This is a genomic window from Candidatus Krumholzibacteriota bacterium (genome assembly GCA_016931295.1).
Lineage (GTDB): Bacteria > Krumholzibacteriota > Krumholzibacteriia > Krumholzibacteriales > Krumholzibacteriaceae > JAFGEZ01.
In genome coordinates, this window is record JAFGEZ010000019.1 from 45,668 (window position 1) to 59,713 (window position 14,046).

Below are 14,046 nucleotides of genomic sequence, written 5' to 3' on the forward strand. Positions count from 1 at the left end.
ATGCGCAGCTTCGTGGGCAGCTTCACGTGCACCCTTGACGCCAAGGGCCGCATCATGATCCCCGCCCGGTTCCGGCGGCTCCTGCCCACCGATTCGGGGGAGGTGCTCGTTCTGTCCAAGGGGAAGGAACAGTGCCTCAACCTCTTCCCGTCGGCCGAGTGGGAGCGGGTGATCGAGCGCCTCGAGAACCTTCCCCCGGGGCAGAAGAAGCGGAACCTGATCCGTTTCTACAGCGACAAGTCGCAGACGGTCAATCTCGACAAGGCCGGCCGGGTGGCGATCTCGCCCCCCTTCCTCTCCCTGATCGACAACCCCCGCAGGGTGGTCGTGATCGGGGCCCTGACGTACATGGAGATCTGGTCCGAGGAGAGCTACGAGCAGGTGCGCGGCGAGGCTCTCGATACGTACCTCGACGGCGACTGGGAGTACTGATCGCGGCGATGAAGGTCTATCTGACAGACAAGGACGGCGTCGGCATCCTGCGGCTCCACGGTACGGTCGGGGCCGACGACGTTCGCAGGATCGTGCGGTCGATCGCGGGACGGGGAGGCGGTTGCGTCATCATCGATTTCGAGCACGTCGATCACGTCGACTACCGGGCCTTCCAGCTTCTCGACGGCGTTCCCCGGGGGGCACAGCTGCTGCTCTCCGGGTTCAGCGACTACGTTCTCGACATCTTCGCCTTCGCCGGGAAACTGCGATCGCTTCCGGTCTATCCGAACTGGCGGCACGCCTTCCGGCACCTGATGGCGGAGCGGGGAAAGCTCATCGCGCCGGCGGCGGTCGCCGCCGCGGGACGGTGACACGGATGGAGACGACGGCGCATGCGACACATCCCGGTCATGGCGGAAGAGGTGGTGCGGCTGCTCGCGCCGAAGGCGGGCGGCCGGTACGCCGATGCGACGCTCGGCGGCGGCGGGCACGCGGCGCGCATCCTGGATGCGGCGCCGCGTTCGACGCTCGTCGGGATCGACCGGGATCCGGCCGCCCTCGCCGCCGCGGGGGAACGGCTCGCCGCCTACGGCGACCGGGTGCGGATCGAGCAGGGGAATTTCCGGGATCTCGCGCGCCTGGCCGGGACCGGGCCGCTCGACGGGCTGCTCGTCGATCTCGGGCTCTCCTCGATACAGCTCGACGATCCGCTGCGCGGATTCAGCTATCGCTCCGACGGCCCGCTCTCGATGACGATGGGCGCCGACGGCCGCTCGGCTGCCGGGATGATCGCCGAAGCCCCCGAGCGGGAGATCCGTTCGGTGCTGCGGCGTTTCGGCGAGGAGACGCGGGCGGCGTCGATCGCCCGGGCGATCGTGGCCGCGCGAAACGAGGCGCCGATCGAGACGGCCGGCAAACTGCGGGCCGTCGTCGAGGCCGCCGTTCCGGCGCACCGCGCCGTCAAGACGCTCTCACGCGTCTTCCAGGCGCTGCGGATCTGGGCCAACGACGAGCTGGCCGCGCTCGAGGAGCTGCTCCCGGTCGGGCTCGACCTCCTGTCGACCGGCGGGAGGATCGTCGTCATCTCGTACCATTCGCTGGAGGACCGCATCGTCAAGCGATTCTTCCGGCGCGAGGAGCGGGGTTGCATCTGCCCGCCGGATTTTCCCGAATGCCGGTGCGGGCGGCTGCCAACGCTCGAGGTGCTGACGCGTCGGCCGCTCCGGCCGACCGCAGAGGAAATCGAACGAAACGCGCGGGCGCGGAGCGCGAGGCTTCGCGCGGCCGAGAGGATCTGACATGAAGCGGCAGAACACGATACCCGATATTCCGACGATCGTGCGGCAGGCGCTCCACGGGCGGCTCTCGTCGCTCAATTTCCTGCTGCTCCTCGGCTTCTTCTCCACGATCGTGCTGCTCTACATCTCGCTGCACGTCCATTTCTTCTCCATCTCGCAGCAGATCGCCGACAGCACCGACCGGCTCGAGATGCTTCGCGGGCGGAACGTCGTGCTCACGGCGAGCTACAACGATCTCGTCTCGCCCGAGCGGATCATCCCGATCGCGACGGGCTACGGCATGCGCGCGGGTTCGCCCGGCGAGATGACGCGTCTCGCCCTCTACGGGCGGGGCGGACGGGTGACCCGCGAGCACCTCGGTCTCGCGAAGGCGGCCACGGGCGGGGGGACGATCGCCCCCGAGGGAGCGAGCGTGGAGAAGAGATGACGAGGCACGTTCCAGCCTGGCGATTGCGACTGCTGGCATTCTGCGCGGCCGCGATCGTCTGCGCTCTCCTCTACCGCCTCGTCCAGGTCCAGATCGTCCGGCACGTCCATTACAAGAACCGGGCCGACGGGCAATGGCACGAGCAGGTCGCTTGGCCGTCGCGCCGGGGAAGCATCCTCGACCGCAACGGGATGCCCCTCGCCGTGACGTCGCGCACCTGGGCGGTCGGCGTCACCCCGTCGCTCTTTCCCTGCGACGACGGGGCGATCGCCGGATTCGCCGAAGCCGTCGGCGTCTCCGTCCGCACCGTCCGCCGCGCCCTGCGGAAGGACCGCCCCTACGTCCCGCTCGCCCGCGATCGCCGTCTCAACGAGGAGGCCGTCGGGCTCCTCTCCGCCATGCCCGGTGTCCGGCTCGATCCCAGCCCCGACCGGATCCATCCCTTCGGCGCGGCCGCTCCCGGCCTCGTCGGCGCGGTGAACGACGAGGGGCGGGGGGTGAGCGGGATCGAGCAGGCCTTCGACTCCCTGCTCGCCGGCGAGGACGGCTGGTTCCTCGTCTCCAAGGACGCCCGCAGCAACGTGTTCCGGCCGGTCAACGCCCCCGGGCGCAAGCCGGTCGACGGGCGGGACGTCTATTTGACGATCGATTCGCGGGTGCAGGCGATCGTCGACTTCGAGCTCGAGAAAGCCGTCGACCGGTACGGCGCGGCCGCGGGGATCTCGATCGTCCTCGACCCGCGCACCGGCGACATCCTCGCCCTCTCCGAGAAGCGCCGAGACGGCGGAGTTGCCGCCGGCGGCGAGGGCCTGATGTCGGTGAGCTGCATCTACGAGCCCGGCTCCACCTTCAAGCTGGTCACCGACGCGTACCTGCTCGAACGGGGCGCGGTCGATCCCTACGACGTCTTCGACACCGAGGGGGGCGAGGTCGAGTTCGAGTTCGGCACCTTCCGGGACGATCACCGGGAGGACGCGTGGTACTCCTTCAAGGAATCCTTCGTCAAGTCGAGCAACGTCTGCACGATCAAGGCCGTGATGAACGCCGATCCCCGCGATTTCCACCGGTGGCTGCTCGACTTCGGATTCGGCGGGTGGACCGGTGTCGATCTTCCGGCCGAGTCGCGTGGCACGCTCCGCGATCCCGGGGACTGGTCGGCGCGGTCCCTGCCCAGCATCGCGATCGGGCAGGAGATCGGCGTGACCGCGCTCCAGATGGCCCTCGCCTACGGGGCCCTGGCGAACGGGGGCGTGCTCACCTCTCCGCGGATCGCGCAGCGCACCGTCGACCGGGTTGGCGGCGATGCCCGGGAGATGCCGCCGCTGCAGGTGCGGCGCGTCTTCTCGGACGAGACGGCGGAACGGATGAAGGATTTCTGCGTCGCCGTCGTCAGGAAGGGGACGGGGCGGAAGGCCGCCGTGCCGGGCATGACGGTGGCGGGAAAGACGGGGACGGCGCAGAAGGCCTCGGGAGGCAGGTACGTCCGCGGGCGGTACGTGGCGAGCTTCATCGGGTTCTGCCCCGCCGAGGATCCCCGGCTCGTCTGTCTCGTTCTGCTCGACGAGCCGGCGTATCCGTACTGGTGGGGCGGGGAGTCGGCCGCCGTCGTCTTCCGGGGGATCGTCGGCGGGATCAATCTCGCAACCGACATGCTCTGCCGGTCGGCCGACGGCGAGGTCGCCCTCGGCGAGCGGGAGGGCGGGACGTTCCGGGCCCCCTCCTTTCTCCGGCTGACCGAGCGGGACGCGATCCGTCTCGCCTCGGGAAGCGGGCTCGTCATCAGCGGCGCCGGCGAGGAAGACTGGATCGTCTGGTCGCAGTCGCCCGATCCCGGAACGCCGATGGAGCGGGGCGACGAAATCCGGCTGCTCTACCGTTCGCCGCGGCCGCTCGCCGGCACGGTCGCCGTCCCCGATTGCCGGGGGCTCTCGATCCGCGAGGCGCGGCGGCTCCTGATCTCCTGCGGCCTGGAGAGCAGGATCGACGGCTCCGGCGAGGTGCGGCGGCAGACCCCGGAGCCGGGGCGTTCGGTGAAGCGCGGCGCGGCGGTCCGGCTGCGCTGCGAGACGAATCTCTCGATGGCCTCGCGGGGAGGCGGGCGATGATGCTGACGGCGCTGGGCGCGGGGATCGGCCGTGTGGAATCCGCGGCCGCGGGGGCGGTCGAGGTGTCCGGCATCGCGATCGACACGCGGGAGATGACCGGCGGCGAGCTCTTCGTCGCGATCCGCGGCGGGCGGGCCGACGGACTCGATTTCATCGACGAGGCCGTGCAACTCGGCGCGTCGGCGGTGGCGGCGGACCGGCACGTCGAGACGACGGTTCCCGTCTTGCGGGTGCGCGACGGCGCGGAGGCCGCCGCACTTCTCGCCCGGCGGTTCTACGGCGAGCCGGACCGGGACATGACCCTCGCCGGCGTCACCGGCACCAACGGCAAGACCTCCGTCTGCTTCCTGTTGCGCTCCATACTCGGCGGCGACCGCGGTCCGGCGGGTATCATCGGGACGGTCGGCTCCGGGGCGGGCGACCATCTCGACGCGACGGCCAACACGACGCCCTCCCCGGTCGAGACGAATCGCCTTCTCGCCGGCTTCCGCGACGCGGGATGCCGGTCGGCCGTGATGGAGGTGAGCTCGCACGCGACAATCCAGAAGCGGATCGCCGGGCTCGAGTTCGACGCGGCCGTTTACACGAACATCACCCGCGACCATCTCGACTATCACGGCACCTTCGAGAATTACCGCCGGGCGAAGGAGCTCTTCGCCCGCTCGCTCGTCGGGTCGGATCGGGAGAAGAAACCGGGCGTTCTCGTCTACAACGTGGACGACCGCCACGTGCGGGAGATCGGCGAGGAATTCGCGGGACAAACGGTCTCCTACGGGATCGAGCGCCCTGCTGACGTCCGTGCCGCCGGACTCGAGGCGGATCTCGAAGGGACCCGTTTCACCATCGAGGCGGGAACGGGCGAGACGCCGGTTCGCCTGCGTCTGCTCGGCCGCTTTTCCGCGATGAACGCGCTCGCCGCCGCCGCGGCGGCCACGGCCCTCGGCATCCCCCCGGACGCGATCCGGCGCGGGCTCGAGGAGGCGCCGGCCGTTCCCGGACGCTTCCAGCTCGTCTCCCGGCCCGGCGGCCCCTCGATCGTCGTCGACTACGCGCACACCCCCGACGCCCTCGAGCGGGTGCTCGGGTTCTGCGCCGAGCTGGGCGCGAAGCGGATCGTGACCGTCTTCGGATGCGGGGGCGACCGGGACCGCGGCAAGCGTCCCGAGATGGGCCGGATCGCCGCCCGGTTCAGCGACGAGGTCGTCGTCACCGACGACAATCCGCGCACCGAGGACCCGGCGGCGATCGTCGCGGACATCCTCGAGGGGCTCCGCGGCGGATCGACCCCCTTCGAGGTCGTCGCCGACCGCGGCGAGGCGATCCGGCGGGCGGTGGAGGGCGCATCGGCGGGCGAGATCGTCGTGATCGCCGGCAAGGGCCACGAAGACTACCAGATCGTCGGCGACGAGCGGCGGCATTTCAGCGACGTCGAGGAGGCCCGCAGGGCGCTCCGGTCGACGGGGGGACGGGATGAAGCGGGGGGACGGGATGAAGACTGATCGCGCATGGATCGCGCGCGCCCTCGCGGCGGCGGGCTACGAGGGGCCGGAGCCGTCGGGCGGAACGGTCGATGGAGTCACGATCGACACGCGCGCCGGATGCGAGGGCGCCCTCTTCGTCGCCCTTCCCGGCTCGGAGGCGGACGGCCACGACTTCGTCGCCGACGCGGCGGCGCGGGGCGCGGCGGCCGTGCTCGTTTCCCTCGACCGGGCGAATGGAATCGACGCGGGCGAGGCGACGGTCTTCGCCGTGCCCGACCCGCTCGCCGGGCTGCAGGCGCTCGCCGCCGCCTGGCGAAACGAAGTCGATCCGGTCACCGTGGGGATAACGGGGACCAACGGGAAGACGAACACGAAGGAGCTCGTCGCGGCGGTGCTCCGCACGCGGCACCGCGTCCACGCGACGCCCGGCAATCTCAACAACCACATCGGCCTGCCACTCACGCTCCTCGGCATGGAGAGCGGGGCGGAGGTCCTCGTGGCCGAGATGGGAGCCAGCCATGCCGGCGAGATCCGCGCGCTCGCGGCGATCGCCTGCCCCTCGACGGGGGTCGTCACCAACATCGGTCCGGGGCACCTCGCGTTCTTCGAGACCCTCGACGGTGTGGCCGCGGCGAAGGCGGAGCTCCTCGAGGCCCTGCCGGCCGACGGAACCGCCGTCATCCCGGCCGACGACGAATTCCGCCTCTTCCTCGCCGGGCGGTCGCCCGCCCCCGTCCTCTCCTTCGGTTTCGCCGCGGACGCCGACGTGCGGGTGGAGGCGGCCGAGCGGACCGGGTCGGGATACCGGTGCCTGATCGGCGGCACGGCGGTGGAGATCCCCCGTTTCGGGCGCCACCATCTCCTCAACGCGGCCGCGGCCCTCGCCGTGGGACGCGTTCTCGGCGTCGACGGCGAGGCGGCCGCCCGCGCCCTCGCCGACGCGCCCCCGCCCCCCGGGCGCGGGGGGATCTCGCGGATCGGCGGGGTGACGATCGTCGACGAGACCTACAACGCCAATCCGGCTTCCCTGCGGGCGGCCGTCGAGGCGTTCATGGAGCTTCCCGTCGAGGGGAAGCGCTGGCTCGTGCTCGGCGACATGCTCGAGTTGGGCGGGGAGAGCGCCGTCCTGCACGCCGAATCCGGGGTCTTCTGCGGCAAGGCGGGCGTCGACGGGCTCGTGACGATCGGCAGCGAGACGATCGAGATCAGCCGCGCCGCGGCGCTTCAGCGCAAGGCGCCGCCCGCGATCAGCCATTTCCTCGATCCCGTCTCTCTCGCCGCGTATCTCGCGGAACGGACCGGGCCCGGCGACGCCCTGCTCGTGAAGGGGTCCCGGGGCTCGCGCATGGAACTCGTCATCGAGGCCCTGCGCCGGCTCGCCGGCGGCGGAACGGAGGAGGCCTGATGCTCTACCATCTCCTCTATCCGCTCCGGGACGCTTTCTTCGCGTTCAACGTCTTCCGCTACATCACCTTCCGGGCGGCCTACGCGACGGTCACCGCCCTGCTGATCTGCTTCGTCTTCGGGCCGCGCCTGATCCGTCTCCTCGCGCGTCTCCAGCGCGGACACGGGGTCAGGGAGGACGTGCCGGAGACGCACAACCGGAAGATCGGCACGCCGACGATGGGGGGGATCCTCATCATCGCGGGCGTCGTCTTCCCAACGGTGCTCTGGGCCGACATGGGCAACTCCTTTATCCGGCTCGTGCTCGTCGTGACGGTCTGGACCGGGCTGATCGGCTTCTGGGACGACTGGCTCAGCGTCGTCAAGAAACGGAACAAGGGTCTCGTGGGGCGCTACAAGCTCCTCGGGCAGCTGGTATTCGGGGCGGTTCTCGGACTCTTCCTCTACCTCAACCCACTCGTCCAGGAGGGCGTGACGAGGACCGCCATCCCTTTCTTCAAGGACCTCTACATCGACTGGGGGCTCTTCTACATCCCCCTCGTGATGCTCGTCGTGACGGGCACGTCGAACGCCGTCAATCTCGCCGACGGTCTCGACGGCCTCGCCGCCGGCACGGGGGCCTTCTGCTTTTTCGCCTTCGCCGCCCTCGCCTACCTGACGGGAAACCGCGTCTTCGCCGACTACCTGAACATCACCTACATGGAGGGGGCGGGGGAGCTGGCGATCTACTGCATGTCGATGGTGGGGGCCACGCTCGGCTTCCTGTGGTTCAACGCCCACCCGGCGCAGATCTTCATGGGCGACACCGGATCGCTCGCCCTCGGCGGGGCGCTCGGCACGGTGGCCGTTCTTCTCAAGCGCGAGCTGCTCCTCGTCGTGATCGGGGGGATCTTCGTCGCCGAGGCCCTCTCGGTGATCATCCAGGTCGTCTCCTTCCGGCTCACGGGGAAGCGGGTCTTCTTGATGGCGCCCCTGCATCACCACTTCGAGCTCAAGGGGTGGGCGGAGAGCAAGATCGTCGTACGCGTATGGATCATCGCGGTGCTGCTGGTGCTGCTGTCCATCAGCTCGCTGAAACTGCAGTGACGGGATCGGAATGATGACAAGGATGCAGACGACAGGAGAGGGATACCGGGGAAAGCGGGTGCTCGTTCTCGGGCTCGCGCGGAGCGGGCGCGCCGCGATGCGGCTCCTCTCCGCGGCGGGAGCCGACGTCCTCGGCGCCGACGAGAAGGGCGGGATCGAGGGGGTCGAGGGGGCGGTTTGCCTCGGGCCATTCTCGGCGGAGCTTCTCGACGGGCGGGACGAGGTGATCCTCTCCCCGGGCATCCCGATCGACCATCCGATCGTCCTGGCCGCGGCGGAACGCGGGATCCCCGTGACCGGCGAGCTGGCTTTCGGCGCGCGGTTCGTCCGGGCGCCGATCGTCGCCGTGACCGGCACGAACGGCAAATCGACGACCGTCTCCATGATCGGGGCGATCCTCGACGCGGCGGGGATCCCCGCGATCGTCGCGGGGAACGTCGGCCTGCCCCTCTCGGAGGTTGCCGCCGATCTCGGGCCCGACGGCGTCTGCGTTCTCGAGGTGAGTTCCTTCCAGCTCGAGGCGGCGGCGGATTTCCGCGCGCGCGCCGCGGGGATCCTCAACATGACCCCCGATCACCTCGACCGGTACGCCGACGCGGAGGCCTACTACGCGGCGAAGCTGCGTATCGCGAAAAACGCCAGACCGGACGATCTCTTCTTCTTCAACGCCGAGGACGAACGCTGCCGCGCGGCGGCGGCGGCCTTCCCCGGCGAAACCGTTTCCTTCAGCGTCCGCCGCGCGCTCGACGCTGGGGTCTTCCTCGACGGCGACAGACTGGTGCGGGCCTCGGCGGGCAGGCGGGAGACGATCATGCGCCGCGGAGAGCTCGGCGTCGTCGGCACGCACAACGTCGAGAACGCCCTCGCCGCCATCGCCGCCCTGTCGTGGCTCGATGTGCCCGCGGCGGCGATTTGCCGGGCGCTCGCCGGTTTCCGCGGGCTTCCGCACCGGATGGAACTCGTCGCGGTGCTGGACGGCGTCTCCTGGTACAACGATTCCAAGGCGACGAACGTCGAGGCGGCCGTCAAGAGCCTCGAGGGGCTCGATGCGCCGGTCGTCCTCATCGCCGGCGGACACGACAAGGGCGGGGACTTCACGAAGCTCCTCGCCGTGCGGGACCGGCTCGTCGCCGTCATCACGATCGGTGAGGCGGCGCCCCTGATCGAGGAGGCCCTCGGGGGCCGGGTCCCGGTCGCGGGCGCCTCGGTGATGCAGCGGGCCGTCGAGACGGCGGCGCGCACCGCGACCGCCGGCCAGCTCGTCGTTCTGTCGCCAGCCTGCGCGAGCTTCGACCAGTTCGAGGACTTCGAGCACCGCGGAGAGGTCTTCCGCGCGTGCGTCCGCGCCCTGGAGGAACGGTGATGAGACGGGAGAGCCCCGCATACGATCGCGCGATGCTCTACGCCGTGCTCGTCCTCACGGCGATCGGGCTCGTGATGGTGATGTCCGCCAGCCAGATCGTCGCCCGGCAGAAATTCAGTTCCCCCTTCTTCTTCCTCGAACGCCACGCCGTGCGGCTCGCCGTCGGTCTCGCGCTCATGTTCCTCCTCATGCGCGTGCCCTACGGGATCTATCGCCGCGTCGCCCCCTGGTTCCTCGTGGCGGGGTTCGTCCTCCTCGTGGCGCTCTTCCCCTGGGGACGGCGCATACGCGGCTCGAACAGGTGGCTCTTCCTCCCCCTGCTCAATTTCATGCTGCAGCCGGTCGAGCTGGCGAAGATCGCGCTCATCATTTTCCTCTCCGCGAAACTCGCCGGCTGGCGCCGGCCGGAGAACTTCCGCGAGCACGTCCTTCCCCTGCTCGGCGCGGGGCTGGCCATGGCCGCCCTCGTCGTCTGCCAGCCGAACGTCTCGAACGCCGTGTTCATCATTCTTCTCACGTTCACGATGCTCTTCATCGGAGGGTGCCGCACGCTCCACCTCCTCAGCGCCGGGGCGGCGATCATCGCCGCCTCGGCGCCCTTCCTGTACCGTTTCGGGCACGTGAGCGGCCGGGTGCGCTCCTTTCTCGGGGGCGGGGCGGATGCCGACGGCCTGGGCTACCACGTCGACCAGTCGCTGATCGCGCTCGGTTCCGGCTTCCTCTTCGGCGCGGGACCGGGCCGCGGCCACCAGAAGTACAATTTCCTGCCCGACGCGCACACCGACTTCATCTATTCGATCATCGGCGAGGAACTGGGAATCATCGGGACGGCCTGCGTCCTGGCCCTCTTCGCCTTCCTGCTGCTGCGGGCGATCCGCGCCGCGCGACGCGTACCCGACCGTTTCGGTGCGCTCCTCGCCCTGGGGATCGGCTTCTCGATCGCCGGGACGGCCTTCATCAACATGTCGATGACGCTCGGCCTCCTGCCGACCGCGGGGCTCCCGCTCCCCTTCGTCTCCTACGGCGGCTCGTCGCTGATGACGTCGCTCGCCGCGACGGGGATTTTGCTGAACGTCTCCCGCCACGGACCGGTTGTCGCGACGACCGCGAAAAAGCGGAACGGACGGCGGCGCGTCTACGCGCGGCGGGTAGGGGAGGCGGTCGCATGAGAGATCGCGCGCCGAGGATCCTTTTCGCCGGCGGCGGCACGGGCGGACACCTCTATCCGGCCATCGCCGTCGCCCGCGAGTTGCAGGCGCGGCACGAGGGGGCGCGGATCCTGTTCGTCGGCACCCGGCGCGGCATCGAATCGCGCGTCGTGCCGGCGGAGAAACTGGACATCCAGTTCATCGCGTCGAGAGGCGTGCGGGGGCGGGGCGCCGTCGGCGCGGGGGTCACCGCGATGGTTCTCGCGGCCGGCGTGCTGCAGGCGATCCGCATCGTCACGGGGTTCGCTCCCGACATCGTCTTCGGATCGGGGGGATACGCGAGTGCGGCCGTCGTCATCGCCGCCTCGGCGCTGCGCAGGCGCATCGTCCTGCAGGAGCAGAACTCGATCCCCGGGCTCACCAACAGGAAGCTCGCGCGCCGGGCCGAGCGGATCTACCTCGGATTCGAGAGCGCGGGCCGCTGGCTTGCCGGCCACCCGGGGCTCCTCGTGACGGGGAATCCCCTCCGGCGCGAACTCTTCGACGAAACCGGGGATGCGCGCGGCTCCTTCGGCTTCGACGAGCGTCCCGTGCTGCTCGTCTTCGGCGGAAGCCAGGGGGCCAGGACGCTCAACGACGCCGCCGCCGGTTTCCTCGCCGAAGCGACCGGCGTGCAGGGGATCGTGCAGACGGGCGAGCAGGATTACGAACGGATCGCACGCATGCTCGCACCGGCCGGTCGGCGCGTGCGGGTCGTCCCCTACATCGAGGCGATGCATCTCGCCTACCGGGCGGCCGACGTCGTCCTTTCCCGCGCGGGCGCGCTCAGCGTCGCCGAGATCGCCGCGGTCGGGCTCCCGGCGATCCTCGTTCCCTATCCGCACGCCGCCGACGATCACCAGAGCTGGAACGCCCGGGCGCTCGTCGATGCGGGCGGGGCGGTCTCGATCGCCGACGCAAACCTCGACGGCGGATCGCTCGCCGCCGCCGTGCGGGGGATACTGGAGGAGCCGGGGCAGATCGAACGGATGAAGGAGGCCCTCGGCCGACTTCCCGGCGGCGCCGGGGCGACGGGGGCGATCGCCGACGACATGGATCGCCTGCTGGCGGACGCGGAAGGGAACGGATGACCGGCGAGGGAGAGGAAGGGAGACGGACGATGCTCGGACGGGTGCGGCGGATACACTTCGTCGGGATCGGCGGGATCGGCATGAGCGGGATCGCGGAGGTCCTCTTCAATCTCGGTTTCACGGTGAGCGGATCGGACATCGCCGCCAACCCGATGGTCGATCGGCTCGTTTCCCTGGGGATCGAGGTGAAGCGGGGCCACGACGCGGCGAACGTCGCCGAGGCCGACGCGATCGTCGTCTCCTCGGCGATCCGGGCCGACAACCCTGAGGTCGCCGCGGCGCGCGAACGAGGGATCCCCGTGATTCCGCGGTCGGACATGCTCGGCGAACTCCTCCGGATGAAGACGGGGATCGCCGTCGCCGGCGCCCACGGCAAGACGACGACCACCTCGATGGTCGCCGCCGTCCTCGAACGGGCCGGGCTCGATCCGACCGTCGTGGTCGGCGGACGCGTGAAGAGCCGGGGCTCCAACGTCAGGCTCGGCAAGGGGGAGTTCCTCGTCGCAGAGGTCGACGAGAGCGACGGCAACTTCGTCAGGCTCTCGCCGGCGATGGCGATCATCACCAACATCGATCTCGAGCACGTCGATTTCTACGGGAGCCTCGAGCGGATCTACGAGGCCTTCATCTCCTTCGCACGGCGCGTCCCCTTCAACGGGGCGGTCGTCTGCTGCGTCGACGATCCGCACCTTCGCGCGATACTGCCGCGGATCGGCCGGCGGATCGTCTCCTGCGGTCTCGGCGCGGAGGCGGAGGTGCGCGGGCAGATCGAGGAGGAGTCGTCAGAGGGCACGCTCTTTTCCGTGTCGGTCAGGGGCGAAAACCGCGGGAAGATCAGGCAGCGGCTCCCGGGGCGCCACAACGTGCTCAACGCGCTCTGCGTCTGCGGGCTCGCCGAGGAACTGGAAATCGGGTTCGCGACGGTCCGCGACGCCCTCGAGGAGTTCCAGGGTGTCGCGCGGCGCTTCGAGATCAAGGGCGAGACCGGCGGGATCCTCTTCGTCGACGATTACGGACATCATCCGACGGAGATCGCCGCGGCCGTCGGCGCTGCCCGTCGCGCGTACGACCGGCGGCTCGTCGTGGTGTTCCAGCCGCACCGGTACACGCGGACGCGCGATCTGCACGAACGGTTCGACTCGTGCTTCTCGGCGGCCGACGAGACGATCGTGACGGACATCTACGCGGCGGGGGAACCGCCGATCCCCGGCGTGACGGCCGAGCTCGTCTACCGGGCCGCGCGCCGCGGCGGAGCACGCGCGACGTACGTCCACGGCTGGGAGGATTTGCGGGCCGCCCTGGCCGGGATGCTGAAGCCGGGGGATCTCGTCCTCACGCTCGGAGCCGGCGACATCCACCGCATCGCCGAGGAGATCCTCGCCGAGGGCCTGGAAAGAGGGGAACGATGAGGAGCTTCAACGGAAGAGCGGCCGCACGGACGGCGCGGCGGCGCCGACGGATCCGTCGCGCGGCCGTCGTCTCGCTCGTCGTCATTCTGGCGGCCGGCGGCGCATGGCTCGTGCTCGAGACCGACCGGTTCCTGCTGCGGGACGTGACGGTCAACGGATCGGCCGGGCTGCCCGTCGATTCGATCCGCGTCGTCGCCGACCGGTACGTCGGGGCGAATCTCGTCACCCTGCCCGTGAAGAGGATCCGGGAGGAGATACTCCGGCTTCCCGAGGTCTGCGACGTCCAGTTGCGGCGACGTCCGTTCCACGCGCTCGATCTCTACGTGACCGGGCGCGAGCCGATCCTGCTCCTGGCGGACGGCGAGGAGACCGTCGAGCTCGACGCGACCGGCGCGGCGGTGCCGCGACGAGGGAGCGGCGGGGTGGACCTGCCCGTGCTGACCGGTCTGTCCGGGCGGGATCTCGAGACGGAAGAGGGCCGCCTGCTCGTCGGAAAGGCGATCGAGGTGCTCGGGCTCCTCGGCGAATTCGGGTTTCCCCCCGATCGGCATCTCTCCGAGATACACGTCGACGGCCGGGAGGTCGACCTCGTGTGGATGGAGACCGGCACCCTGATCAGAACGGGAAGCGGCGGATACCGCGAAAAGATCATGAAGCTGCGCGCCGTCTACGGCGCGCTGGACGAGGACGGGCGGTTCCCGTCGCTCGTCGATCTCCGGTTCGACCGCCAGGTGGTCGTCAGATGAGCCGCGAGGCTCGAGGG

13 protein-coding genes are annotated in these 14,046 nt (G+C 70.1%); all 13 read left to right on the forward strand.

The window, feature by feature from the left end; all coding sequences use genetic code 11:
• From mraZ to JW876_05625, 13 genes are read left to right on the forward strand one after another with little or no spacing between them, the layout of a single operon-like run.
• Positions 1-432 carry a division/cell wall cluster transcriptional repressor MraZ gene (gene mraZ / locus JW876_05565; protein MBN1884972.1) on the forward strand — a complete coding sequence of 144 codons (432 nt, stop codon included), beginning with the start codon at positions 1-3 and terminating at the stop codon, positions 430-432.
• An 8-nt stretch (positions 433-440) separates the two neighbouring features.
• Entirely contained in the window at positions 441-803 is a 363-nt protein-coding gene (locus tag JW876_05570; protein ID MBN1884973.1) for a hypothetical protein, read from the forward strand.
• Between the two features lie 21 nt (positions 804-824).
• Positions 825-1,730: a 16S rRNA (cytosine(1402)-N(4))-methyltransferase RsmH gene (gene rsmH, locus JW876_05575; protein ID MBN1884974.1), complete on the forward strand. Its 906-nt coding sequence runs from the start codon at positions 825-827 to the stop codon at positions 1,728-1,730.
• A 1-nt stretch (position 1,731) separates the two neighbouring features.
• Positions 1,732-2,157 carry a hypothetical protein gene (locus JW876_05580; GenBank protein MBN1884975.1) on the forward strand — a complete coding sequence of 142 codons (426 nt, stop codon included), beginning with the start codon at positions 1,732-1,734 and terminating at the stop codon, positions 2,155-2,157.
• Entirely contained in the window at positions 2,154-4,262 is a 2,109-nt protein-coding gene (locus JW876_05585) for a PASTA domain-containing protein (GenBank protein ID MBN1884976.1), read from the forward strand. Before JW876_05580 ends, JW876_05585 begins: the two co-directional genes overlap by 4 nt.
• Positions 4,259-5,761, forward strand: coding sequence for a UDP-N-acetylmuramoyl-L-alanyl-D-glutamate--2,6-diaminopimelate ligase (locus JW876_05590; protein ID MBN1884977.1), 1,503 nt, complete (start codon positions 4,259-4,261; stop codon positions 5,759-5,761). Before JW876_05585 ends, JW876_05590 begins: the two co-directional genes overlap by 4 nt.
• A complete protein-coding gene (gene murF, locus JW876_05595; protein MBN1884978.1) occupies positions 5,751-7,148 on the forward strand; it encodes a UDP-N-acetylmuramoyl-tripeptide--D-alanyl-D-alanine ligase in 1,398 nt (465 codons plus the stop codon). Before JW876_05590 ends, murF begins: the two co-directional genes overlap by 11 nt.
• Positions 7,148-8,233, forward strand: a complete 1,086-nt coding sequence (locus JW876_05600; protein ID MBN1884979.1) for a phospho-N-acetylmuramoyl-pentapeptide-transferase — start codon at positions 7,148-7,150, stop codon at positions 8,231-8,233. The genes murF and JW876_05600 overlap by 1 nt, the downstream gene beginning before the upstream one ends.
• A gap of 22 nt (positions 8,234-8,255) precedes the next feature.
• Entirely contained in the window at positions 8,256-9,596 is a 1,341-nt protein-coding gene (gene murD / locus JW876_05605; GenBank protein MBN1884980.1) for a UDP-N-acetylmuramoyl-L-alanine--D-glutamate ligase, read from the forward strand.
• Positions 9,596-10,765 carry a putative lipid II flippase FtsW gene (gene ftsW / locus JW876_05610; GenBank protein ID MBN1884981.1) on the forward strand — a complete coding sequence of 390 codons (1,170 nt, stop codon included), beginning with the start codon at positions 9,596-9,598 and terminating at the stop codon, positions 10,763-10,765. The genes murD and ftsW overlap by 1 nt, the downstream gene beginning before the upstream one ends.
• A complete protein-coding gene (gene murG, locus JW876_05615) occupies positions 10,762-11,874 on the forward strand; it encodes an undecaprenyldiphospho-muramoylpentapeptide beta-N-acetylglucosaminyltransferase (protein MBN1884982.1) in 1,113 nt (370 codons plus the stop codon). The genes ftsW and murG overlap by 4 nt, the downstream gene beginning before the upstream one ends.
• Positions 11,875-11,903: 29 nt before the next feature.
• Positions 11,904-13,283 (forward strand): UDP-N-acetylmuramate--L-alanine ligase, encoded by a 1,380-nt coding sequence (locus tag JW876_05620; GenBank protein MBN1884983.1) that lies wholly within the window; start codon positions 11,904-11,906, stop codon positions 13,281-13,283.
• Complete coding sequence (locus JW876_05625) at positions 13,280-14,029, forward strand: FtsQ-type POTRA domain-containing protein (protein ID MBN1884984.1); 750 nt, start codon at positions 13,280-13,282, stop codon at positions 14,027-14,029. The genes JW876_05620 and JW876_05625 overlap by 4 nt, the downstream gene beginning before the upstream one ends.
• Positions 14,030-14,046: the final 17 nt, after the last annotated feature.